This window comes from Sphaerotilus hippei (assembly GCF_003201595.1).
GTDB lineage: Bacteria > Pseudomonadota > Gammaproteobacteria > Burkholderiales > Burkholderiaceae_C > Sphaerotilus > Sphaerotilus hippei.
On record NZ_QJJS01000004.1, the window covers coordinates 250,076 to 271,229 of the forward strand.

The following is a 21,154-nucleotide window of genomic DNA, read 5'->3' on the forward strand; positions in this document are numbered from 1 at the left end:
CGGCCGGCGAGTCAGGCCAGGCCGAGCCGGTCCAGCCAGGCCTCGACCGGCTCGCCGCTGCCCATGTCGGGGGCGACCAGCCCGTCGATCATGAAGGTCGGCGTGACGTGGATGCCGTTCTGGCGCGCGTACTTCGCCTGCCACTTCAGGTCGACCTGCAGCGCCGGGCGCGCGAAGGCCTCGGTCAGGGCCACCCCGCTGTGCTGCTCGATCAGCGCCAGGAGGGCGCGTGCGCTGCAGTCGAGCAGCGGACCGGCGCAGTGGTCGGTCGGCTCGAAACGGTCGCGCTGCGCGAACACCGCGGCCATCACCGCCCTGGCGGCGGTCTTGCCCCCCTCGGTGGTGGAGGCCGCCAGGATGGCGCGCGTGATCACCGGCGAGAACAGGTGCCAGGGCTGCGACAGCAGCCGCAGCTTCAGCGTCAGCCGGTCCTCGCCGGCCCGCGCCAGCAGGTCGTCGAACTTGGCGAAGGCCCGGGCCGAGAACGGGCAGGTCGGCTCGAGGAAGACCTCGAGCGTCTTCGGCCCCCGGCCCCAGACCAGCGGGTCGGCGGCTCGGGTGGCGGGTGCGGGGGAGGAGGTGGTGGTGCTCACGTGATGGGTCCGCGTCAAGGGGCTCACATTGTCCAGCTCAAACGCCAGCCTGTGCGGCGCGCTGGCGGGCCATGGTGAGGGCCGTGTCCTCGATCATGTCCTCCTGGCCGCCGACCATCCGGCGTCGGCCCAGCTCGACCAGCAGGTCGCGCGCCGGAATGCCGTACCGTGCGCCCGCCCGCTTGGCGAACAGCAGGAACGAGCCGTAGACGCCGGCGTAGCCCAGCGTGAGCGCGTCCCGGTCGATGCGGATCGGGAAGTCCATGATCGGCACCACCCGGTCCTCGGCGACGTCCTGGATCTTCCAGACGTCCACGCCGGTCTCGAGGCCCATGCGGTCGAGCACGGCGACGAGCACTTCCATCGGCGTGTTGCCCGCCCCGGCGCCGAGGCCCGCGGCGGCCGCGTCGATGCGGGTGGCGCCGGCCTCGATGGCGGCGACCGAGTTGGCCACGCCCATCGCCAGATTGTGGTGACCGTGGAAGCCCAGCTCGGTCTCGGGCTTGAGCGCGTCGCGCACCGCCGAGAGCCGTTCCCTGACGCCATCGGGCAGCAGGTAGCCGGCCGAGTCGGTCACGTAGACGCAGTGGGCGCCATAACCCTCCATCAGCCGGGCCTGGGTGACCAGCTGCTCCGCGCTGGCCATGTGGCTCATCATCAGGAAGCCCACCGTGTCCATGCCGAGCTTGCGGGCCTGCGTGATGTGCTGCTCCGACACGTCGGCCTCGGTGCAGTGGGTGGCCACGCGGATGGTGCCCACGCCCAGTTCATGGGCCATCTTCAGGTGGTCGACCGTGCCGATGCCCGGCAGCAGCAGCGCCGAGACCCTGGCCTGCTTCATCAGCGGCACCACGGTGCCCAGGTATTGCTCGTCGGTGTGGGCGGGGAAACCGTAGTTGACCGAGCTGCCGCCCAGGCCGTCGCCGTGCGTGACCTCGATCAGCGGCACCCCCGCCTGATCCAGCCCTTGAGCGATCGAGCTCATCTGCTCGAGCGTCATCAGGTGGCGCTTGGGGTGCATGCCATCACGCAGCGTCATGTCGTGGAGGGTGATCTTCTTGCCTTGCAGTGTCATGGCTTTGCTCCGTGCGGGTCAGGCGGTCACCGGCTCGGCGGCCGCGGCGCGGGCCTGCAGCGTCAGCCGGCCAGCCAGGATCTCTTCGGCGAACATCTCGGCCGTGCGCGCCGCCGCCGCGGTCATGATGTCGAGGTTGCCGGCGTACCTGGGCAGGTAGTCCCCCAGGCCTTCCACCTCCAGGAAGATCGATACCCGCTGGCCGTCGAACACCGGGCCGTTGACCAGGCGGTAGCCGGGAACGTACTTCTGCACCTCGGCCAGCATGGCGTGCACGCTGGCGGTGATGGCCGCCTGGTCGGGCTCGCCCTCGACCAGGCAGTGCACGGTGTCGCGCATCATCAGCGGCGGCTCGGCCGGGTTGACGATGATGATGGCCTTGCCGCGCCGGGCGCCGCCGACCTGCTCGACCGCGCCGGCCGTGGTGCGGGTGAACTCGTCGATGTTCTTGCGCGTGCCCGGGCCGACCGAGCGGCTGGACACCGTGGCGACGATCTCGCCGTAGGCCACCGGCTGCACGCGGCTGACCGCCGCCACCATCGGGATGGTGGCCTGGCCGCCGCAGGTCACCATGTTGACGTTCATCTCGCCCGAGCCGACGTGCTGCTTCAGGTTGACCGGTGGCACGCAGAACGGGCCGATGGCCGCCGGCGTCAGGTCGATCATCAGCGCCCCTTCGGCATTGACCTTGCGCGAGTTCTCGGCGTGCACGTAGGCGCTGGTGGCGTCGAAGACGATCTGCACGCCATCGGCCCGCAGGTGGGGAACCAGTCCGTCGACACCGTCGGCGGTGGTCTTCAGGCCCAGTTCGCGGGCGCGTTGAAGCCCGTCGGAGGCCGGGTCGATGCCCACCATCCAGACCGGCTCGAGCACCGGGCTGCGCTGCAGCTTGGCCAGCAGGTCGGTGCCGATGTTGCCGGGCCCGATCAGGGCGCACTTGATCCTGTTGTTCATGCTCGGCTCCCGGTCAGCGGCCCAGGTCCTTGGCGGTCTGGCCGGCGATGCCCCAGTTCGTCCGGGGCACCTCCTGGATCCAGACGCGGATGGCTTCCCTGGGCGCACCGGTGGCCTCGACCAGGGCGGTGCTGACCTTCTCGATGACGGCGCGCTTCTGGTCCTCGGTGCGGCCTTCGATCATGTAGATCTGTGCAAACGGCATGATGAACTCTCCTTGAATGCGGGATGGGGATTCAGACGAAACGCAGGCTGGTGCTGCCCATGCCCTGGACATGCAGGCAGACGTGGTCGCCGGCCCGGACCGGCACGGCCTCGGTGATGCCGCCTGACAGGATCAGCGTGCCGGCCGGGATCTCCTGACCCCGGCGGCCCAGGTGGTTGGCAAGTTCGGCGATCGCGGTGGCCGGGTGGCCCAGCACGGCCGCACCGGCGCCGAAGGCCACCGGCTCGCCGTTCTTCTCCAGCACGACGCCGACGGTGCGCAGGTCGACCGCGTCGACCCGGGCCGGCTGGCCGCCCACCACGAAGCGGGCCGCCGAGGTGTTGTCGGCGACGACGCTCTTGAGGTCGAACTTGAAGTCCTTGTAGCGGCTGTCGATCACCTCGATGCCGGGCAGCACGAAGTCGGTGGCCTCCAGCACCGCGGCGATGTGGCAGCCCGGACCGCGCAGGGGCTTCTTCAGCACGAAGGCGATTTCCGGCTCCACCCGGGGGTGGATCAGCTCGGCGGTCCGGACCTCGCCGCCGTGCGGCACGGTGTAGTCGTCGGTCATCCAGCCGAACACGGGGCTGGTCACGCCCATCTGCTTCATCTTGGCCATCGAGGTCAGGCCGGCCTTGAGACCGGCGAGCCGGCGGCCGCGCGCCAGCTTGCGCGCCAGGATGGCGGCCTGCACGGCGTAGGCGTCTTCCCAGTCCATGCCGGGAAAGTCGTCGGTGATCCGGTGCGTGTCGCGCACCTGCAGCTGGCAGCTTTCCAGCCGTTCGGCCAGGGTTTCGATGGTGAGGTCGTCGAGGGTCATCGGGTGGACTCGGTGAAGGTTGAACCAGGGGTGGATCGCGCAGCCGCGTGATCAGGCAAAGCGCACCGAGCATTCGCCCAGCCCGCCGATGGCGACGCGGAAGTGGTCACCGCGCTGGGCCGGCACCATCGCGCCCAGGGCGCCGGAGAGGATCACCTCGCCCGCCTTCAGGCCCATGCCCAGCCGGCCCAGCGTGTTGGCCAGCCAGGCCACCGCGTTCAGCGGCGAGCCCAGCGCGGCCGCACCGGCCCCCGTCACCACCACCTCGCCGTTCTTCTCCAGCACCATGCCGCAGGTGTGCAGGTCGATCGCCAGCGGGCTCACGGCCTGGCTGCCGAGCACGAACACGCCGCAGGAGGCGTTGTCCGCCACGGTGTCGGCGATCCTGATCTTCCAGTCGCGGATGCGCGAATCGACGATCTCGAAGCAGGGCATCACACATTCGGTGGCGGCCAGCACGTCGGCCACGCTCACGCCCGGGCCCGTCAGGTCGCGCTTGAGCAGGAAGGCGATCTCGCCCTCGGCCTTGGGCTGGATCAGCGTGGCCATGTCGATGCTGTCGCCCTGGTGCACGATCATCGTGTCGGTCAGCATGCCGAAGTCGGGCTGGTGCACGCCCAGCAGGTCCATCACGGCCCTGGAGGTGACGCCGATCTTCTTGCCGACGAGGCGCTCGCCGTCCGCCAGCCGGCGCTGGATCAGGCGCTGCTGGATGCGGTAGGCCTGCTCGATGCCCAGCTCGGGGTGGCGACGGGTCAGCGGGTCGATCGGGGTGGCGCTGCGCAGCGCGGCGTGCAGCTCGTCGCCGAGCGCCTCGAGGTGGAGGTCGGCGGGCGTGGCGTGGAAGGGATCGTGGGCGTTCATGGTGTGTGTCGGAAGGCGGATCGATGGAGGCTCGGGCGCTCGTTCAGGTCACGACGCTCAGGAAGCGTTCGTTGAGCTCGCGGGTGTGATAGAAGACGCCGCGCCCCATCTCCTCCCAGGTCCAGACGGTGGGCTGCATGTCCGGGTAGAAGTCGTAGCCGCCGCAGAAGGTCTCGAAGCGGTTGCCGGACGGGTCGAAGGCGTAGATCGTGGTGCCCTTGGTGATGCCGTGGCGCATCGGGCCCATGTCCATCGCCACGCGGTGGATGGTGATCACGTCGGCGGCCTTGAGCACCTGCTCCCAGGTGCCGAGCAGGAAGGAGGCGTGGTGCAGCGTGTCGTCACGGGCATCACGCACGAAGGCGATGTCGTGCGCCTTGTTCGAGCAGCTCATCCACACCGCCATGTCGGTCCGGCCATCGGCCATCAGCGCCCGTTCGGCCACGGTGAAGCCCAGCACCTTGCAGAACAGGTCGCGGCTGCCATCGAGGTCGTTGCCGTGGATCTGCCAGTGGTCCAGGCGGATCGGCGAGATGCCCTTGCGGCCGTCGATGATGGCCTCGGGGTTCAGGTAGCCCATCTCGTTGCCCACGTCCGTCTTGTGCGCGTACAGCTCGAAGACATGGCCGGTGGGCACCCGGAAGCGCACGCGCTCGCCGGTCTCCAGCAGCTCGCCGGCAGGGATGCGCTCGGTGGCCACGCCATAGGCCCTCAGGTCCTCTTCCAGGCGATCGAGCGCGGCGACGTCGCTGACCTTGAAGGCATAAAAATCCATGCCGGCCCGATCGGCCTGGCGCAGGATCAGGCTGTGGTGGTCACGCTCGTCCAGGCACTTGAAGTAGGCGCGTCCCGAGGCATCACGCCCCATCGGCTTGAGTCCCATCACGTGGGTGTAAAAATGGATCGATCGCTCCAGGTCCAGAACCCGCAGCTGGCAATGTCCGGGACGGATCACACCAGTGAGTGCCATGTCTTGTCTCCTTCGTCTCTTGTCTGATCAGGCGCTTCGTTCACATCCCCCGTCCGCTTCAGGACAGGTTCGATGCCGGGCCATGTCGGCATGATTCATCGGGCCGGGCCGGCCGTCCAATATCGTTGCCGTCCGGTGGCATACCTGCAGGGTATGCCGCACCGGATCCGGTGCCATCGTGGTCGATGCCGATCACGGCCGGTGATCGCGCCCGTCATTGCGTGATCACCCGGGTGCGCCGGGGGCGCAATAGACTGGGCACCCTTCACATTCCGGGGCGGCGACGCCCTCACCTCCATGCACACCGAATGGATCAGCGTGCCCACCTCCGGCGGCACCATGGATGCCTTTTTCGTCCGCCCTCCCGCCGGCCACGGCCCGGGCCTGCTGCTGCTGCAGGAGATCTTCGGCGTGAATGCCCACGTGCGGGCGGTGGCCGAGCAGTGCGCGCTGGCCGGCTTCAGCGTGCTCGTGCCGGACCTGTTCTGGCGCGAGGCACCTCGCATCGAGCTGGACTACGTGGGCGAGGACCGCGACCGGGCCCTGGCGCTGATGCGCACCCTGACCCGCGAGCAGGCGGTGGCCGACATGCAGGCCAGCCTCGCGGCCCTGAGGGCGCGCCCTGAATGCAGCGGCCGCGTCGGCGCGGTCGGCTACTGCATGGGCGGGCGGCTGGCCTTCCTGGCGGCGGCGCTGTGCGGGGTGGATGCGGCGGTCTGCTACTACGGCGGCGGCATCGCCGCGCAGCCGGATCTGGCCGCGCTGGCCGAGCGCATCACCGTGCCGGTGCAGTTCCACCACGCCGGCCACGACCCGAGCATCCCGCCCGAGGCGGTGGCCGCGGTGCGCACGGCGATGGCCACCGCGCCCGCCGCTGCGCAGGCCGAGTTCCACGACTACCCGCAGGCGCAGCACGGCTTCAACTGCTGGGCCCGCGCCGCGCACGACCCGGCCAGCGCGGTGCTGGCGCAGGGGCGCAGCCTGGTGTTCCTGTCTCAGCTGTTCTGAGCGCAGGGTGGCGACAGGGCGGTGGGTGCAGCGCTGCCCGCGCGCTCGGCGGCCGGGCCGCGTGCGGCGCTGGCCGACGGCGCCGAGACCACCAGCACCCGCTGCGTCGGGAACAGCGAGCTGCCGATCCAGCCCTGCACCACGCCCCACAGGCCCTGGCGGAAGAACAGCGTCACGGCGATGGCCAGCAGCCCCAGGCCCATCTGATACCAGGTGCCGTAGTCGGCGAGGAACTTGTTCATCAGCCAGAACAGCACGGCGCCGACCATCGGCCCCTCGATGCGGCCGATGCCGCCGATGACGACGATGAAGATCGCGAAGGCGGTCCAGTTCACGCCGAAGGCCGCGTCCGGGCTGATGCGCAGGTTGCCGACGAAGTAGAGCGCACCCGCCAGGCCGCAGCCGGCGGCCGCGACCATGTAGACCCTCAGCTTCATGCGGCCGACGGCGATGCCCTGGCTCTCGGCGGCGACCGGGTTGTCGCGGATCGCCTGCAGCGCCAGGCCCTGCTTGCTGCGCAGGAAGAGGTAGATGCCGACGATGCACGCCACCACGCAGGCCACCGCGATCCAGTAGGTGGTCTGCTGGCGCACCAGCCGCGACAGGCCGCGCAGCGCGGTCAGGCTCGTGCCCGAGCCGCCGCCGACCGCCGCGATGTTGGCCACCGTCAGCCGCAGGACCTCGGCGATCACCCAGGTGCCGATGGCGAAGTAGCCGCCCTGCAGCCGGAAGGCGATCCACGACAGCGGCACGGCCATCACGCCGGCGCCCAGTGCCGCCAGCGGGATCGCGACGAAGGGGTTGATGCCGCCCAGATCGCTCAGCGCGAGCATCAGGTAGCCGCCCAGCCCGAAGAAGGCCTGCTGGCCGACCGAGACCATGCCGCCGTAGCCGGCCAGCAGGTTCCACATCATCGCGAAGATGAAGTAGCAGGAGAACTCGACCATCTCCCGCATCCATGAGGCCTCGCCCCAGAATGGCAGCGTCGTGGCCATCACCAGCCAGGCCGCACCCAGCACCAGCGTGATCCGGCTGGCCGGGCTGCTGCGCTGCACGTTGAAATCCGTCGTCGTCATCTTGTGTGTCTCCATCCGCCAGTCGTCATCCGCCGCGGGTTTTCGGGAACAGGCCCTGCGGTCGCACCACCAGCACCGCCAGGAAGACCAGGTGTCCGAACCACAGCCCCCAGCCGGGGTCGACCTGGAAGCCGACCTGCTGAGCGACCCCGAGCACCAGCGCGCCGGTCAGCGTGCCCCAGAACGAGCCCAATCCGCCGATGATCACCGCCTCGAAGGCGAAGAGCAGCAGCGTCGGGCCGTCGGTCGGTGCCACCGTGGTGCGCATCGACTGCAGCAGCCCGGCCAGCACGATCAGGGCAAAGGCCAGGCCGGTGGCCATCGCGCAGACGCGCCGTGCGTCCAGCCCCATCAGCTCGGCGATGTCACGGTCGTCGGAGACGGCACGGAAAGCCCGGCCGATCGGCGTGTGGCTGAACAACGCCTGCAGCCCGGCGGTGCACAGCAGCGCCACACCCAGGATCAGCAGCGGCAGCACGCCGATGCTGATGTCGCCCAGCGCGAGACTGCTCGTGCCCAGCCCCTCGACGGTCAGCGAGCGAGGGTCGGCCGAGAAGAGCTCCTGCAGTCCGTTCTGGACCACCACCGACAGGCCGAAGGTCACCACCAGCGAGGGCAGCGGGTCACGGCCGAGCGTGCGGTTGAGCACGCCGGCCTGCAGCGCCCAGCCGGCACCGAAGCCCAGCGGCAGCAGCAGGAGCAGCACCCACAGCGGGTGACCACCCAGCAGCGGCGCCAGCGCGATGCCGCCGAAGGCGGCCAGCACGATGAAGTCGCCCTGCGCGATGTTGGTCAGGCGCATCACGCCGAACATCACCGACAGGCCCTGGGCGAACAGGGCGTAGAGGCCGCCGAGCAGCAGTCCCTGGATCAGCGTTTCCATGAGAGGGGGTCCTGAAAGAATGGGGCCGGTTCAGAGGCCGAAGTAGGCTTGGCTGATCTGCTCGCGGCTCAGCGCGCTGCTGTCGCCCTCGAGCGAGACGCGGCCTTCCTGGAAGCAGTAGACGCGGCGCGAGACCTGCTGCGCCAGCGTCACGTCCTGCTCGACGATGACCACGCTCATGCCGTCGGCGGTGATCGTGGGCATCGCCTCGTAGATCTCGCGGATGACGATCGGTGCCAGGCCCAGCGAGAGCTCGTCGCACAGCAGGATGTCGGGGTTGCTCATCAGGGCGCGGCCGATGGCCACCATCTGCTGCTGTCCGCCCGACAGTGCGCCGGACGGATGGCGGCGCTTCTCCTTCAGGATCGGGAACATCGTGTAGAGCCGCTCCAGCGTCCACCGGCCCGGCCGGCGCGCGAAGGCGCCCATGCGCAGGTTCTCCTCGACGCTGAGGCTGGGGAAGAGCCGCCGCCCCTCCGGCACCATCGCCAGGCCGCGGCGCACGATCTCGCCGGGTGCCCGCCCGCCGATGGCCTCGCCACGCAGCCGCACCGCCCCCGGATCGACCTGGACCAGGCCCGTCAGCGATTTCAGGAAGGTGCTCTTGCCCGCGCCGTTGGCGCCGATGATCGCCACCACCTCGCCGGCGTCGAGCCGGAAATCGATGCCGAACAGCGCCTGCGCGTCGCCGTAGCGCGCCTGCAGGCCACGGGTCTGCAGCAGCGGCGTCGCCGCTGCCCTCGTCGTCGTGTCCATCTCAGGCCTCCATGCCCATGTAGACCCGGCGCACCTCGGGGTCGTTCATCACCGCCTGCGGCTCGCCTTCGGCCAGCTTCGCGCCGAAGTTGATGACGAAGAGCCGGTCGGCGATCGACAGCAGCGCGTGCACCACATGCTCGATCCAGACCATGGTCACGCCCGCGGCCTTGATGCGGCGCAGTTCGTCGACCAGCTCGCGCGCCTCGTGCTCGGTCAGGCCGCCGGCGATCTCGTCGAGCAGCAGCAGGTCGGGCCGGGTCGCCAGCGCACGCGCCAGCTCCAGTCGCTTGCGGTCGAGCAGCGACAGGCTGCCGGCGGCCTGGTTGGCCCTGGCCTTCAGGCCGGTCTGATCGAGGATCTCGACCGCGGTCTGCCAGGCCCGCTGCTCGGACTGGCCGCCGCCGAAGCAGGCGGCGGTGACCAGGTTCTCGAAGACCGTCATGTGGCCGAAGGGCTGCGGCACCTGGTAGCTGCGGCCGATGCCGCGGCGGCAGCGCTGGTGCGGGGCCAGCGCGGTGACATCCCGGCCGTCGTACTCGATGCGGCCGCTGTCGGCCCGCACGTCGCCCGAGATCAGGTTGAACAGCGTGGTCTTGCCGGCGCCGTTGGGCCCGAGGATGCCGAGCGTCTCGCCACGCCTCACGTCCAGCGTGATGTCGCTGGTGACGACCAGCGCGCCGTAGCGTTTGCCGACCGCGTGCAGGCGCAGCAGGGGAGTGGGGGCGGCCACCATCAGGCGTACCGGATCGGCTCGAGCGCGGCCTGCTTCGGGATGTTTGACGCGAGCGTGTTGTCGACGATCATCAGCTCGAGCGCCTTCTTCGTGCTGCGCTTCCACTGCCCGACGACCAGCGGTGTCTTGCTGACATTGGGCACCGGGCCGGTGCGGAAGTTGACCGGCCCGACGGTGGTGGCGAGGTTCGTCTCCCGGATCGCGTCGCGGATGGCTTCGGGGCTGCGATCGGTCGAGCGCCTCAGCACGTCGAGGGCGACCTCGAACAGCGCCTGCTTGAAGCCCAGCGTGACGATCCACGGTCGGCCCGTGGCGCCCTGGTAGGCATCGGCCAGCTCGCGCGAGCTCTGGCTGGTCATCGATGACTTGAAGGGATGGCCCGGGCTCCACATCAGCTCGACCGTCAGTCCCTCGGCACGATCGCCGAAGGCGGCCACCGCCGCGGGGAACTCGGTCGCCTTGGCCACCGTCACGATCTTCGGCCGGAAGCCCTGCTGACCGGTCTGGTTCCAGAAGTTGGCGAAGTCGGGCGGCGGCAGCACGCCGGTGACGATCTCGACCTGCTGTTTCTTGAACTCGGAAATGAAGGACGAAAAATCGTTGATCGGCGACTGGAAACGGCCGCGGTCCACCACCTTGAAGCCCCTGGTCGCCAGCGTGGAGGGGAATCCGATCCTGCCGTCACCCCAGGCGTTGCCGTCCTCGTCGTTGGGCCACAGCGCGCCGACGGCCTTGCTGGTCGGCATCTGGCCCCACAGGCCGGCGAAGGCACCGATCACGTCCTCCAGGCCCCAGAAGAAGTGGTAGGTCCACTCGAAGCCCTTCTTCGGATCGCCCTTGCGGCCGAAGAAGTACGGCTGCCACGGCGCGTCGTTGGTGATGCAGGGCACGCCGTTGAGCTCGCACTGGTCGGCCACCGGGTTGCAGGTGCCGGGCGTGGCTGAAGCCAGCACCAGATCGACCTGGTCACGCAGGATGAGTTCGGCGGCGGCCGATCCGGCCTTGTTGGAACTGGATTGAGAATCCTTGTAGAAAATCTCCACGGCGTATTTCCGCCCACCGATGCTGATGCCGCCAGATACTGCCTTGCGGACCTGCTCCAGCGTGAATCGATCCGGTTCGGAAAATGCGGCCAGCGGCCCGGTCTGCGGGCTGACATAACCGATCCTGATGGTATTGGCGCTGCGGGCGCGGACCGGGCTTGAATTCAGCGCCGAGGCCAGCGTGCCGGCCGAAGCCACCTTCAGCAAGGTGCGCCGTGAAATTTCCTGATTCATCTGTCTGTCTCCTGTCATGATGGCCGGGGAACTCTTGTGGCGGGTTCACTTCCGACTGCGGCAGATCTTCCCATCGGGCATTTGCCGGTGTCCAATATCGATGGACTCTTCTGTCATACCTCGGGGGTATTGTTGGAACTCAGACATCTGCGTTATTTCGAGGCGCTGGCCAGTACGCTCAATTTCACCCGGGCGGCGGAACAGCTGCACATCGCCCAGCCACCGCTGTCGCGCCAGATCCAGCAGCTCGAGGAAGAGCTCGGCGTCATGCTGATCGACCGGTCGGTGCGGCCGCTGGCCCTGACCCGGGCCGGGGCGTTCTTCTACGAGCAGTCGACCCAGGTGCTGGGCCGCATCGAGGAGGTGATCCAGGCCACCCGGCGGCTGGGCGCGGGGCAGCGGCGCTGGCTCGGCATCGGGTTCGTGCCCTCGATGCTCTACGGCAGCCTGCCCAACACCATCCGCGGCTTCATGGACGAGCATCCGGACATCGATGTCGTGCTGTCCGAGCTGACCTCGGTGCAGCAGGCCCAGGCGCTGCAGGCCGGGCGCATCGACGTGGGGTTCGGGCGTGTCGCCATCGATGCGGAGGGGCTGCTCCACGCCCTGATCGAGGAGGAGCCGCTGATCGCCGTGCTGCCGGTCGACAGTGTGCTGGCGGACGCGCCGTCCGTGTCACTGCAGGCGCTGGCGCAGCAGCAGGTGATTCTCTATCCGTCCCAGCCCCGGCCCAGCTTCGCCGATCAGGTCGCGGCGCAGTTCCGCGTCCGGGGGTGTCCGATCGTGCGGACCTTCGAGACCAACGGCCTGCAGACCGCCATCGGCCTGGTGGCCGCAGGCATCGGGGTTTCGCTGGTGCCGCGCTCGGTGCAGCGGCTGCGGCGCGACGATGTCACCTACCGGCCGATCAGCGACCTGGGCGTCAGCTCGCCCATCCTGATGAGCACCCGCGCCTCGGACATCTCGCCGGACCTGAAGACGTTGTGCCAGACGGTGAGGGACAGCTTCTCGGGCGCAGCACGGGCGGTCTGAGGCCGCCGATCCCACCCGGGTCACCCCGTCCGCCCCGCGCTTCAGTCCTCCAGATGCGCGTGGTGCGCCGCGGCGCCGCGCTTCCAGTAGGCCGCGGCGCGGATCGCGTGACGGTTCACGCCCTGCTCTTCCACCAGCACGTGCCGCAGCGCCGCCATGGTCCGTGCCTCGCCGGCGCACCAGACATGACCCTCGCCGGCGGGCAGCGTCAGCTGGCGGGCGGCGGCCAGCGTGGCGGCCTCGCCGTCCACCCATTGCAGCTGCACCCGGGCCGCGCTGGCGAGCTCGCGGCGATCGCCCTCGGGCACGTCGGCGATGACCAGCACCCGGGCGGTGGCGGGCAGCTCCTCGAGTCGCCGGGCGATCGCGGGCAAGGCCGACAGGTCGCCCACCAGCAGGTGCCAGTCGAAGTCGGTGGGGATGATGAAGGAGCCGCGCGGGCCGCCGATCATCAGCGTCTGGCCCGGGGCGGCCTGCGCGGCCCAGGCGGCGGCCGGGCCGTGGCCGTGCAGCGCGAACTCGATGTCCAGTTCACCGGCGACGGGGTCGAAGCGGCGTGGCGTGTAGTCGCGCCGCACCGGCTCGACCCCTTCGGGCGCCGGCCACATCAGCTTGACGTGGTCGTCGAAGGACGCGCTGACGAAGTCGCCCAGCTCGTCGCCGGCAAAGGTGATGCGGCGCACCTGCGGGCTGAGGTCGGCGACACGACGGACCACCAGGTGGCGGCGCTTGAGTTCGTGGCGCACCCGCTCCACGCGGCGCAGGCTGGCGGGGGGGCTTGCAGGCAGGGGCTCGGGCTCGGTGCGGGTGTTCATGGTCTTGTGTCGCTTCGTTGATTGATTGACAATGTCACCAATCATGCGACACACAATTGACAATGTCAACAAAAAGGGCGGATGCGGCAGCGACGACGATCCGGATGCCGTGCTCGACCTGGTCCACACCCTGATGCACCAGGTGCGCGCCCAGCAGTACCAGGCGCTGCAAGGCGGTGACGCCCCCCTGACCCACATGGAGGCCAAGGTGCTGGGCTTCTTCGGCCGTCACCCGGGGGGCACGCAGAGCGATCTGGCGCTGCACAGCGGACGGGACAAGGCCCAGCTGGCCCGCCTGGTCAAGGGGCTGCGCGAACGGGGCCTGCTCGACGGCGAGGCCGATCCCGCCGACAAGCGCAACCTGCGCCTGCGCGTGAGCGAGGCGGGCCAGGCCCTGCTGCAGGCGCTCAACGCCGCCAGCCACGAGGTCAGCCAGCGGGCCATGGCCGGCTTCAGCGCGGCCGAGCTGGCGCAGCTTCAGGCCCTGCTGCGGCGGGTGCGGGCCAACCTCGACGGCGCCGCCTGAGCCCCGCTGCCCGCGCCCCTCAGCGCTGGCGGGCCGGATACGGCCGGTGCAGCCGTCTTTCCGGATCAGGCGGCCGGACCGGCCGGCTGCGCATTCCAGTCCAGCTTGCCCGCGTCCTTGCCGGCCACCGAATACAGCGCGCCCGGCGCGTTGCGCGTCTTCTGGAAATCTTCGAGCGTCTGGCCGCGCATCGCGGCGTAGATGTGCAGGTTCGACACGCCCACCACCGCGCCCAGCTTCTCGAGCATGAAGAAGATCACGCCGTAGTGGATCAGCCCGCGCCAGTCGCGCCGGCGCACCAGCTCACGTTCCTCGTCGGTCAGGTCGGCCTCGCGCATGCAGGCGGCCTCGTCCGTCAGGAAGTGCTCGCGCCGGGCCGGCTCGATCAGGTCGTGCAGGAAGCGGTTCAGGCGGAAGGCCTTGACGCTGCGCTCGAAGTTGAACGGGTAGGTGCCCTGCAGGCGCTCGGCGCCGGCCAGCTGCGTGGCCATGGCCTGGCGATGGCGCTCGACCTCGCCGGCGATCACCGGGCCGGCCTGGTTCTCGTAGACCGCCGCGGCGATGCCGGTCATCGATGGCAGGTAGTAGGCCTGGTGCACCTTCTTCACCTGCGAGGACAGCGCACCGCGCATCGTCAGCCACATCATCACCTCGGCGCCTTCGGCACCGCCCAGCTCGACCAGCTCGGCATGGGTCAGCGAGGCCAGGCGCTCCGGGTCCTTCTCGAACAGCTCGAGGAACTGCATGTCCCACGGCGTGTTGTTGAAGCCGGCGCGCTCGCCGTGCACCTGGTGCGACAGCCCGCCGGTGGCGACGATGACCACCCGCAGGTCCTCGGGATAGCTCTCGATGGCGCGGCGCAGCGCCTGGCCGAGCTTCCAGAAGCGCCGTGCCGAAGGCACCGGGAACTGCAGCACGCCCATCTGCAGCGGCACGATGCGCACCGGCCAGCCGGCCTCGTGCTCCCACAGCACCGACATCGGCGAGAACGCGCCGTGGTCGAGCGGCTTGCCCTGGAAGAAGGACATGTCGAACTCGTCGCACACCAGCGACTGGCCGATGTGCGCGGCCAGGCCCGGATGGCCCTGGACCGCGGGCAGGTCACGCGCACCACCCCCCTCGTCGGCCGACTCGTAGCGCTCGCCGATGCCCAGCGCGAAGGCCGAGTAGTGGTCGAAGAAGAAGGAGGTGACGTGGTCGTTGTAGGTGACGATGGCGACGTCGGGCTTGCGCTCGGCCAGCCACTGCTTGACCGGCTCGAAGGCCGCGAAGATCGGGGCCCAGACCGGGTCGTCGTGCTTCTTCTGGTCGAACGCGAAGCCGATGGTGGGCGTGTGGGAGACGGCGACGCCGCCGATGATGGTGGCCATGGAGGTTCTTTCTGCTGCGGAAGGAAGTGCGGTTCGGGGCGCGGCGGTTCAGCGCGGCGTGGCGTGCTGCGTGATCAGGCTGCGGGCGGCGCCCAGCATCTGCGCGCCGGGCTGGCCCTTGCCGTTCATGTCGCTGACCCAGCTGTCGGCCAGGTTCTGGCCCAGCTTCTTCCAGGACGCCAGCTCGGCCGCCGGGATGACGTTGGTGGTGTTGCGGGTCGTCAGCTTCTTGCCTTCGGCATCGGCCTGCAGGAAGGCCTTGCCGATCAGGCCCGACAGGGCCTGGCCCGAGTTGTTGTCGATCACCTTCTTCAGGTCGGCCGGCAGCGATTCGTACTTCGCCTTGTTCATCGCGAAGACGAAGGTCGAGGTGTAGAAGGCCGGCTCGGTCGGGTCGGTCTCGGAGTGGTACTTGACCAGTTCCTGGATCTTCACCGACGGCACGACCTCGTAGGGCACGACCGCCCCGTCGATCACGCCCTTGGACAGCGCGTCGCCCACCTGCGGCACCGGCATGCCCACCGGCGTGGCGCCCAGCATGGCCAGGAAGCGGTTGGTCATGCGCGTGGGGGCCCGCAGCTTCAGGCCCTTCAGGTCGGCCATCGTCTTGATCGGCTTGGCGCTCATGTGGAACACGCCGTCGCCGTGCACGTGGAAGGCCAGCGGCTTGACGTCCTTGAACTCGGCCTGGCTGTACTTCTGGGTGTAGTCCCACAGCGCCTTGCTGGTGGCCTCGGGGTTCTGCATCATGAAGGGCAGCTCGAACACCTCGATGCTGGGGAAACGCCCGGCGGTGTAGCCCGGCAGCGTCCAGACCACGTCGGCCACGCCGTCGCGGGCCTGCTCGAACAGCTGCGGCGGCGTGCCCCCCAGCTGCATCGACGGGAAGATCTGGCACTTCAGCCTTTGGGCGCTCTCCTTGGCGATGCGCTCGCACCAGGGCGTGATGAACAGGGTGTTGGCCAGGCTGGTGGCGGGCAGGAAGAAGTGCACCTTGAGCGTCACCTCCTCGGCCATCGCGGCGGGGCTGATCACGGCGGCCAGAGCGGCGGCGGCCAGGGTCTTGAGCATCTTGTTCATCTCGTGTCTCCTCTCGGGTGTGGGTGCCGCTCCGCCTGGAACATGCGGATGGCTGGAGCGGTCGGTTCAGGCGTGGGACGGGGGGCTCATCCAGTGAGCTGATGCACCAGCCACAGGCTGATGGGCGGGAAGGCGATCAGCAGCGACAGGCGCATGCCGTCGGTGATCAGGAAGGGCACGACACCCTTGTAGGTCTCGACCATCGGCACGTCGCGCGCCAGGCCGTTCATGATGTAGACGTTGAGCCCCACCGGCGGGAAGATCATGCCGATCTCGCAGACCGTCAGGATCAGGATGCCGAACCACATCGCCTTGTCCGACGGATCCAGGCCGAAGAAGTCCATGCCCATGATGACCGGGAACAGCGTGGGCACGGTCAGCAGGATCATGCTCATCTCGTCCATCACGCAGCCCAGCAGCACGTAGAACACCATGATGCCGGCCATCACGACGACCGGGGAGATCTGCAGGTGCGAGACCACCGCGGCCAGCTGCGCGGGCAGCTGCGACAGGGCCAGCGCGGCGTTGATCATGTCCGCGCCGATGAAGATCAGGAAGATCATGCCGCTGGTCTGCGCGGTGGTGCGCATGCACGACAGCAGGCGCTGGCCGGTCATCTCGCCGCGCACGACCGTGATCAGGAAGGTCAGCACGTTGCCGATCGCCGCGCCTTCGGTGGCGGTGAAGATGCCGCCGTAGATGCCGCCGAAGACCACGATGAAGATGATCATGATCGGCCAGACCTTGAGCCCGGCGGCCAGCACCTCGCCGGCCGAGGCGGCCTGGGCGGCCGGGGCCTCCTGCGGGCGCAGCCGCACGGTGACCGCGATCGCCGCGAGGTAGCCGGCGGCCGCGAGCAGCGCCGGCACGTAGGCGGCCAGGAACATCTTGGTGATGTTCTGCTCGGTCAGGATGGCGTAGACCATCAGCGTCACCGAAGGCGGCAGCAGCACGCCCATCGTGCCGCCGGTGGCCAGCGCCGCCGTGGCCAGGCGCCCGGAGAAGCCGATGCGCCGCATCTCGGGGTAGGCCACCTGGGCGATCGTGGCGGTGGTGGCCACGGTCGAGCCGGAGATCGAGCCGAAGGCGGCACAGGCCAGCACGCCGGCCATCGCCATGCCGCCGCGGAAGCGCCCGAGCAGCGAGTTGGCGAAGTCGAACAGCGCCTTGGACAGGCCGCCTTGCACCGCGAACGCGCCCATCAGCATGAACAGCGGGATCACCGACAGGTCGTACACCGACACCCGCCCGTACACCGCGCCCTTGAGGTGCGCCAGCAGCGGATCCCCGCCCGCCAGCGCGATGTAGCCCATTGCTCCGGGCACGAACATCGCCATCGCGATGGGCACCCGCACCGCCATCAGCACCAGCATGGCGGCGAACATCGTCAGACCGATCTGCATCGTGCTCATGACGCGGCTCCCGGCGACGTGCCGCGCAGCAGGCCCGCGGTCTGGTGCAGCCCGATGAGCACCGACAGGCTCAGGCCGGGCAGCATCAGCGCATAGGGCCACCACAGCGGCAGCTCCATCAGCATCGACGACTCCTGCGAGGCGTGCATCGCCTGCGCCCCGACCGCGACCCGCCACAGGATCAGGGCCATCGACAGCGTGTAGAGCAGCGTGCCGAAGGCGTCCATCATGCGTTGCGTGCCGGGTGCGGCATGGGCGGTGAAGAAGTCGACGATCAGGTTGGCGCGCCGGAACTGCGTGTAGGGCAGGAAGGAGGCCACCACCACGGCGCAGCCCAGCTGCACCAGCTCGACATCGCCGAGGATGGGATGCGAGAAGAACGCCCGCCCGACCACGCTGACCACGGTCATGCCGGCCATCGCGACCAGCACCAGCCCTCCGACGACCGCGCTCAGGTCACATGCGCGCTCCAGCCAGCGCTCTCTCTTCTGTTCGGCGGTCACGCCGCCGTCTACCCCAAGGGTCATACCGTCTCCGTTTTGTGCTCAGGCTTCAGGAACTCCGTTGACGTGGGTCAACCGGTCCGGGTCGCACTCTAGGGACGTGACCAGGGGTGGAAAAGATGCTGGATCGGCCTTCGCGATAACTGTTGGTTATCGCGGTTCGGCAGCCCTGCGGGCTCGAATACACTCGCCCGCATGAAACTCACGGCCCTGCAGGCGCTGATCGCCGCCGTCGAAGAAGGCAGCCTGCGGGCGGCCGCCCGCCGCGTCTCGGTGTCCCAGCCCGCGCTGACGAAGATCGTGCGCGAGCTCGAGCAGGACGTGGCCGCGCCGCTGCTGGTGCGCTCGACCACGGGGGTGGTCCCGACCGCCCAGGGCCAGGTGCTGTACGAGCGGGCCCGGGTGGCGCTGCGCGAGCTGTCCGGCGCGATGGAGGAGATCGCCCAGCTCGGGGGCCACATGGTGGGCGAGCTGCGCATCGGCGCGGTGCCGCTGGCCGTGATGCTGCTGATCCCCGAGACGCTGCGCACCTTCAGCCGCGAGTTCCGCCAGGTCCATCTGCACATCCGCGAGGAGCTCTACATCGAGCAGCTGATGAACCTGCGCCGCAGCGACGTCGACGTCGCGATCGGCCCGATCCCCGAGAACCTGCCCCAGGGCGAGTTCCACATCGAGGCGCTGATGCCGGTGTCGATGGTGGTCGTGGTGCGCCGCGGCAGCCCGCTGGCGGGCGCACGCTCGCTCGAGGAGCTGCGCTCGGCACGCTGGGTCTACACCGGCCTGGCCGGCGTGACCGGTTATGCCCGCCGCCTCTTCGAGCACCACGGCATGCAGCCGCCTGAGGTGGGGGCCACCGTCAACTCCACCCTGGGCCTGCTGTCGCTGATCGGCAGCGGCGACTTCGTCGGCCTGATGCCCCGCCCGCTGGCCCTGCATCCGGCGGCCGCGGCCTTCCTCGAGATGCCGCCGATCCGCGAGGGCACGCTCGAGCTGAGCGTGAGCGCCATCACCAAGGCCGATGCGGTGCTCAAGCCGGCGGTGCGCCATTTCCTGGCCCACCTGCACCGGGCGGCCCACCAGATGCAGCGCGCCGGCCGCGGCTGAGCTCAGGGCGCCGGCCGGGGCGAGGAGCGCAGCATCAGGTCGACCAGGTGCTCGGCCGCCGGGGTCAGCGGCAGGTCGGGGCGGCGGATCAGCACGATGTCGGGCGCGGGCAGCCGCTCGCGCACCGGGATGATCTGCAGGCCCTGGGCGGTGAGCGGGAAGTCGCCCCACTGGCGCGGCAGCATGGCCAGCAGGTCGCTGCGCGTCAGCGCCACCATCAGCGACAGCGCGCTGCTGGCCTGCAGCACGATGCGCGGCTCGCCGAGCTGGTGGCGGGCGAACACCAGGGCCAGGTCCTCGCTGGCGTTGTAGTCGATCGACGGCGTGGCCCAGTCGGCGTGCAGCAGCTGCTCGAGCGAGCGGGCCTGCGCCAGCGGATGGCCCTGGCGCGCCACCACCACCCGCTCGTTGCCGAACAGCGTCTGCACCGTCAGGCCGCTGGTGGGCGGCAGCCGGGGCGCTGCGCCCAGGTAGAAGTCGAGCGTGCCGTCGCGCAGGCGGCCCTCCAGCGCCGGGAACAGGCCCTCGATCAGCTGCAGCAGCACCTTCGGATAGCGCCGGCGGAAGGCCGGCAGCGCATCGGGCAGCAGGCCGGTGTGCGGCATGATCGACAGCCCCGCCGACACGGCGCCGCCCTCCTCCCCCAGCGCCTGGCCGAGCTCGTCCTGGGCGCGGCGCAGCTCGTTGATCACCACGCTGGCGCGCAGGTGGAACAGCCGTCCCGAGGCCGTCAGCGTCATGCCCTGGGCATCCCGCTCGAACAGCGTCACCCCCAGCTCCTTCTCCAGCGCCCGCACGCTGCGGGTCAGCAGCGGCTGGGCCACGTCCAGGTGGCGGGCGGCGGCCCGCAGGCTGCCGTGTTCGACGATCGCCACCACGTCACGCAGCTGGTTCAACTTCATCTCAGGGTTCCTGCCGGGGATATCAGACGCGCATCGGGATCACGATTCTGTCATCTTCTTGGTTATCCCTGCCGCGCCTACAGTCCGCATCAACCGCTCGCTGAAGCGGTGCCAACGGAGACAAGAACCATGAGTTTTCACCGCCGTCGTGTCCTCGCCGCCCTGGGTCTGGCCGGCCTGCTGTCGATGGGCGCGCTGCCCGCCGCCGCCCAGGGCTTTCCGTCCAAACCGGTGCGCCTGATCGTGCCGGCCGGCGCGGGGGCCGCCCCCGATGTCGTGGCGCGGCTGGTGGCCGACAAGCTCGGCAGCCTGTGGGGCCAGACGCTGATCGTCGACAACAAGCCCGGCGCGGGCGGCATCCCCGGCATGTCCGCGCTGGCCCGCTCGCCCAACGACGGCTACACCCTGGGCTTCGTTCCGGCGGCGATGGCCATCGTCACGCCGCTGGTCTACCGCAACCCGCAGTTCAGCACCGACGCCGACCTGGTGCCGGTGGCCACCGTGGCCACCAGCCCGCTGCTGCTGGTGACCGCGAGCAGCACCGGCATCAAGTCGCTGGCCGACCTGTCGCGCCATGCCCGGGCCCATCCCGGCCAGGTGAACTTCGCCGCGCCGCAGCCCAACTCGCTGCCCACGCTGGCCGGCCAGATGGTCAGCAAGCTCGGCCAGATGGACCTGTTCACCGTGCCCTATCCGGCCCCGCCGGCGGCCGTCACCGCCGCGCTGTCGGGGGATGCGGCGCTGACCGCCGACGGCCTGCCCGGCCTGCTGCCGCACATCCGCTCGGGCAAGCTGCGCGCGCTGGCGGTGACCTCCAGCCAGCGCCTGCCCGGCTTCGAGACCATCCCGACGGTGGCCGAGACCTATCCGGGCTTCGAGGCGATCGGCTGGTTCTCCCTCTTCGCGCCGGTCGGCACGCCCGCGGCCGTGATCGAGCAGGTCAACCGCGACGTGGCCAAGGTCATGCAGCTGCCCGATCTGGTGGCCCGGCTGGCCGACATGGGCATCTACCCGCGCACCGGCAACGTGGTCGCGGCCCGCGAGTTCTACCAGGGCCAGCGCGACACGATGAAGCGCTTCGTCACCGAACTCGGCCTGCAGCCGCAGTAGCCCCGCAGCCGCCGGCCGGCTGCCCCTCCCCTCGCCGAAACGAGAACCCGTGACCGCCGGGTGGAGCCGCCGCATGGGCGGCC

The 21,154-nt window shown here is 69.7% G+C and carries 23 protein-coding genes; 5 read left to right on the forward strand and 18 right to left on the reverse strand.

Translation table 11 applies throughout. From position 1 onward, the window contains the following. Nucleotides 1–11: 11 nt before the first annotated feature. Genes C7444_RS06390 through C7444_RS06420 form a run of 7 tightly spaced genes read right to left on the reverse strand, consistent with a single transcriptional unit; the run spans nucleotide 12 to nucleotide 5,481 of the window. A complete protein-coding gene (locus C7444_RS06390; protein ID WP_110399996.1) occupies nucleotides 12–593 on the reverse strand; it encodes a DsbA family protein in 582 nt (193 codons plus the stop codon). Between the two features lie 37 nt (nucleotides 594–630). Continuing rightward, complete coding sequence (gene dmpG / locus C7444_RS06395) at nucleotides 631–1,668, reverse strand: 4-hydroxy-2-oxovalerate aldolase (protein ID WP_110399997.1); 1,038 nt, start codon at nucleotides 1,666–1,668, stop codon at nucleotides 631–633. An 18-nt stretch (nucleotides 1,669–1,686) separates the two neighbouring features. Then, nucleotides 1,687–2,622 carry an acetaldehyde dehydrogenase (acetylating) gene (locus C7444_RS06400; protein WP_110399998.1) on the reverse strand — a complete coding sequence of 312 codons (936 nt, stop codon included), beginning with the start codon at nucleotides 2,620–2,622 and terminating at the stop codon, nucleotides 1,687–1,689. Nucleotides 2,623–2,635: 13 nt separating this feature from the next. After that, nucleotides 2,636–2,827, reverse strand: coding sequence for a 2-hydroxymuconate tautomerase (locus tag C7444_RS06405; protein WP_110399999.1), 192 nt, complete (start codon nucleotides 2,825–2,827; stop codon nucleotides 2,636–2,638). A 31-nt stretch (nucleotides 2,828–2,858) separates the two neighbouring features. After that, nucleotides 2,859–3,647 carry a 2-oxo-3-hexenedioate decarboxylase gene (dmpH, locus tag C7444_RS06410; RefSeq protein ID WP_110400000.1) on the reverse strand — a complete coding sequence of 263 codons (789 nt, stop codon included), beginning with the start codon at nucleotides 3,645–3,647 and terminating at the stop codon, nucleotides 2,859–2,861. Between the two features lie 51 nt (nucleotides 3,648–3,698). Continuing rightward, complete coding sequence (dmpE, locus tag C7444_RS06415; protein ID WP_110400001.1) at nucleotides 3,699–4,511, reverse strand: 2-oxopent-4-enoate hydratase; 813 nt, start codon at nucleotides 4,509–4,511, stop codon at nucleotides 3,699–3,701. 43 nt (nucleotides 4,512–4,554) lie between these two features. Continuing rightward, complete coding sequence (locus C7444_RS06420; protein ID WP_110400002.1) at nucleotides 4,555–5,481, reverse strand: catechol 2,3-dioxygenase; 927 nt, start codon at nucleotides 5,479–5,481, stop codon at nucleotides 4,555–4,557. Between the two features lie 297 nt (nucleotides 5,482–5,778). Here C7444_RS06420 and C7444_RS06425 point away from each other — a divergent pair, with 297 nt between their 5' ends. Next, entirely contained in the window at nucleotides 5,779–6,489 is a 711-nt protein-coding gene (locus C7444_RS06425) for a dienelactone hydrolase family protein (RefSeq protein WP_110400003.1), read from the forward strand. Here C7444_RS06425 and C7444_RS06430 read toward each other — a convergent pair. From C7444_RS06430 to C7444_RS06450, 5 genes are read right to left on the reverse strand one after another with little or no spacing between them, the layout of a single operon-like run. Next, a complete protein-coding gene (locus tag C7444_RS06430) occupies nucleotides 6,477–7,565 on the reverse strand; it encodes a branched-chain amino acid ABC transporter permease (protein ID WP_110400062.1) in 1,089 nt (362 codons plus the stop codon). The genes C7444_RS06425 and C7444_RS06430 overlap by 13 nt on opposite strands. A gap of 25 nt (nucleotides 7,566–7,590) precedes the next feature. Continuing rightward, nucleotides 7,591–8,448, reverse strand: coding sequence for a branched-chain amino acid ABC transporter permease (locus C7444_RS06435; protein WP_110400004.1), 858 nt, complete (start codon nucleotides 8,446–8,448; stop codon nucleotides 7,591–7,593). A 30-nt stretch (nucleotides 8,449–8,478) separates the two neighbouring features. Then, entirely contained in the window at nucleotides 8,479–9,204 is a 726-nt protein-coding gene (locus C7444_RS06440; RefSeq protein WP_110400005.1) for an ABC transporter ATP-binding protein, read from the reverse strand. 1 nt (nucleotide 9,205) lies between these two features. Beyond that, entirely contained in the window at nucleotides 9,206–9,940 is a 735-nt protein-coding gene (locus C7444_RS06445; RefSeq protein ID WP_110400006.1) for an ABC transporter ATP-binding protein, read from the reverse strand. Then, the gene (locus tag C7444_RS06450; protein ID WP_110400007.1) at nucleotides 9,940–11,217 is read right to left on the reverse strand and encodes an ABC transporter substrate-binding protein; all 1,278 of its coding nucleotides are present in this window, start codon (nucleotides 11,215–11,217) and stop codon (nucleotides 9,940–9,942) included. The genes C7444_RS06445 and C7444_RS06450 overlap by 1 nt, the downstream gene beginning before the upstream one ends. A 132-nt stretch (nucleotides 11,218–11,349) precedes the next feature. Between C7444_RS06450 and C7444_RS06455 the strand changes: the two genes are divergently transcribed. Next, nucleotides 11,350–12,249, forward strand: coding sequence for a LysR family transcriptional regulator (locus C7444_RS06455; RefSeq protein ID WP_110400008.1), 900 nt, complete (start codon nucleotides 11,350–11,352; stop codon nucleotides 12,247–12,249). A 41-nt stretch (nucleotides 12,250–12,290) separates the two neighbouring features. Here the strand turns inward: C7444_RS06455 and C7444_RS06460 are convergent, their stop codons facing one another. After that, the gene (locus tag C7444_RS06460; protein WP_110400009.1) at nucleotides 12,291–13,064 is read right to left on the reverse strand and encodes a siderophore-interacting protein; all 774 of its coding nucleotides are present in this window, start codon (nucleotides 13,062–13,064) and stop codon (nucleotides 12,291–12,293) included. A gap of 43 nt (nucleotides 13,065–13,107) precedes the next feature. Between C7444_RS06460 and C7444_RS06465 the strand changes: the two genes are divergently transcribed. Further along, nucleotides 13,108–13,590, forward strand: a complete 483-nt coding sequence (locus C7444_RS06465; RefSeq protein ID WP_110400010.1) for a MarR family winged helix-turn-helix transcriptional regulator — start codon at nucleotides 13,108–13,110, stop codon at nucleotides 13,588–13,590. Between the two features lie 65 nt (nucleotides 13,591–13,655). Here the strand turns inward: C7444_RS06465 and C7444_RS06470 are convergent, their stop codons facing one another. The 4 genes from C7444_RS06470 to C7444_RS06485 all read right to left on the reverse strand — a co-directional run bounded on the left by C7444_RS06470 (nucleotide 13,656) and on the right by C7444_RS06485 (nucleotide 17,979). Further along, complete coding sequence (locus C7444_RS06470) at nucleotides 13,656–14,960, reverse strand: gallate dioxygenase (RefSeq protein ID WP_110400011.1); 1,305 nt, start codon at nucleotides 14,958–14,960, stop codon at nucleotides 13,656–13,658. Between the two features lie 48 nt (nucleotides 14,961–15,008). Then, nucleotides 15,009–16,040, reverse strand: a complete 1,032-nt coding sequence (locus C7444_RS06475) for a TRAP transporter substrate-binding protein (protein ID WP_110400012.1) — start codon at nucleotides 16,038–16,040, stop codon at nucleotides 15,009–15,011. A gap of 86 nt (nucleotides 16,041–16,126) precedes the next feature. Next, nucleotides 16,127–17,452 carry a TRAP transporter large permease gene (locus C7444_RS06480; RefSeq protein ID WP_110400013.1) on the reverse strand — a complete coding sequence of 442 codons (1,326 nt, stop codon included), beginning with the start codon at nucleotides 17,450–17,452 and terminating at the stop codon, nucleotides 16,127–16,129. Beyond that, nucleotides 17,449–17,979 carry a TRAP transporter small permease gene (locus C7444_RS06485; protein ID WP_110400014.1) on the reverse strand — a complete coding sequence of 177 codons (531 nt, stop codon included), beginning with the start codon at nucleotides 17,977–17,979 and terminating at the stop codon, nucleotides 17,449–17,451. Before C7444_RS06485 ends, C7444_RS06480 begins: the two co-directional genes overlap by 4 nt. A 171-nt stretch (nucleotides 17,980–18,150) precedes the next feature. Between C7444_RS06485 and C7444_RS06490 the strand changes: the two genes are divergently transcribed. Beyond that, complete coding sequence (locus tag C7444_RS06490) at nucleotides 18,151–19,059, forward strand: LysR family transcriptional regulator (protein WP_110400015.1); 909 nt, start codon at nucleotides 18,151–18,153, stop codon at nucleotides 19,057–19,059. Between the two features lie 2 nt (nucleotides 19,060–19,061). Here C7444_RS06490 and C7444_RS06495 read toward each other — a convergent pair whose 3' ends face one another. Further along, nucleotides 19,062–19,961 (reverse strand): LysR substrate-binding domain-containing protein, encoded by a 900-nt coding sequence (locus tag C7444_RS06495; protein WP_110400016.1) that lies wholly within the window; start codon nucleotides 19,959–19,961, stop codon nucleotides 19,062–19,064. A 129-nt stretch (nucleotides 19,962–20,090) separates the two neighbouring features. Between C7444_RS06495 and C7444_RS06500 the strand changes: the two genes are divergently transcribed. Next, nucleotides 20,091–21,071, forward strand: a complete 981-nt coding sequence (locus C7444_RS06500; RefSeq protein ID WP_110400017.1) for a Bug family tripartite tricarboxylate transporter substrate binding protein — start codon at nucleotides 20,091–20,093, stop codon at nucleotides 21,069–21,071. The last annotated feature ends 83 nt before the right edge of the window (nucleotides 21,072–21,154 follow it).

What these genes read in the sequence shown, in the direction of transcription:
- C7444_RS06405 (WP_110399999.1), bottom strand. Translation starts at nt 2,827, where the DNA reads ATGCCGTTTGCACAGATCTACATGATCGAAGGCCGCACCGAGGACCAG.
- C7444_RS06460 (WP_110400009.1), bottom strand. Translation starts at nt 13,064, where the DNA reads ATGAACACCCGCACCGAGCCCGAGCCCCTGCCTGCAAGCCCCCCCGCC.
- C7444_RS06450 (WP_110400007.1), bottom strand. Translation starts at nt 11,217, where the DNA reads ATGAATCAGGAAATTTCACGGCGCACCTTGCTGAAGGTGGCTTCGGCC.
- C7444_RS06480 (WP_110400013.1), bottom strand. Translation starts at nt 17,452, where the DNA reads ATGAGCACGATGCAGATCGGTCTGACGATGTTCGCCGCCATGCTGGTG.
- C7444_RS06430 (WP_110400062.1), bottom strand. Translation starts at nt 7,565, where the DNA reads ATGACGACGACGGATTTCAACGTGCAGCGCAGCAGCCCGGCCAGCCGG.
- C7444_RS06465 (WP_110400010.1), top strand. Translation starts at nt 13,108, where the DNA reads ATGCGACACACAATTGACAATGTCAACAAAAAGGGCGGATGCGGCAGC.
- C7444_RS06490 (WP_110400015.1), top strand. Translation starts at nt 18,151, where the DNA reads ATGAAACTCACGGCCCTGCAGGCGCTGATCGCCGCCGTCGAAGAAGGC.
- C7444_RS06475 (WP_110400012.1), bottom strand. Translation starts at nt 16,040, where the DNA reads ATGAACAAGATGCTCAAGACCCTGGCCGCCGCCGCTCTGGCCGCCGTG.
- C7444_RS06445 (WP_110400006.1), bottom strand. Translation starts at nt 9,940, where the DNA reads ATGGTGGCCGCCCCCACTCCCCTGCTGCGCCTGCACGCGGTCGGCAAA.
- C7444_RS06470 (WP_110400011.1), bottom strand. Translation starts at nt 14,960, where the DNA reads ATGGCCACCATCATCGGCGGCGTCGCCGTCTCCCACACGCCCACCATC.
- C7444_RS06440 (WP_110400005.1), bottom strand. Translation starts at nt 9,204, where the DNA reads ATGGACACGACGACGAGGGCAGCGGCGACGCCGCTGCTGCAGACCCGT.
- dmpE (WP_110400001.1), bottom strand. Translation starts at nt 4,511, where the DNA reads ATGAACGCCCACGATCCCTTCCACGCCACGCCCGCCGACCTCCACCTC.
- C7444_RS06495 (WP_110400016.1), bottom strand. Translation starts at nt 19,961, where the DNA reads ATGAAGTTGAACCAGCTGCGTGACGTGGTGGCGATCGTCGAACACGGC.
- C7444_RS06425 (WP_110400003.1), top strand. Translation starts at nt 5,779, where the DNA reads ATGCACACCGAATGGATCAGCGTGCCCACCTCCGGCGGCACCATGGAT.
- C7444_RS06485 (WP_110400014.1), bottom strand. Translation starts at nt 17,979, where the DNA reads ATGACCCTTGGGGTAGACGGCGGCGTGACCGCCGAACAGAAGAGAGAG.
- C7444_RS06420 (WP_110400002.1), bottom strand. Translation starts at nt 5,481, where the DNA reads ATGGCACTCACTGGTGTGATCCGTCCCGGACATTGCCAGCTGCGGGTT.
- C7444_RS06435 (WP_110400004.1), bottom strand. Translation starts at nt 8,448, where the DNA reads ATGGAAACGCTGATCCAGGGACTGCTGCTCGGCGGCCTCTACGCCCTG.
- C7444_RS06400 (WP_110399998.1), bottom strand. Translation starts at nt 2,622, where the DNA reads ATGAACAACAGGATCAAGTGCGCCCTGATCGGGCCCGGCAACATCGGC.
- dmpH (WP_110400000.1), bottom strand. Translation starts at nt 3,647, where the DNA reads ATGACCCTCGACGACCTCACCATCGAAACCCTGGCCGAACGGCTGGAA.
- C7444_RS06500 (WP_110400017.1), top strand. Translation starts at nt 20,091, where the DNA reads ATGAGTTTTCACCGCCGTCGTGTCCTCGCCGCCCTGGGTCTGGCCGGC.
- dmpG (WP_110399997.1), bottom strand. Translation starts at nt 1,668, where the DNA reads ATGACACTGCAAGGCAAGAAGATCACCCTCCACGACATGACGCTGCGT.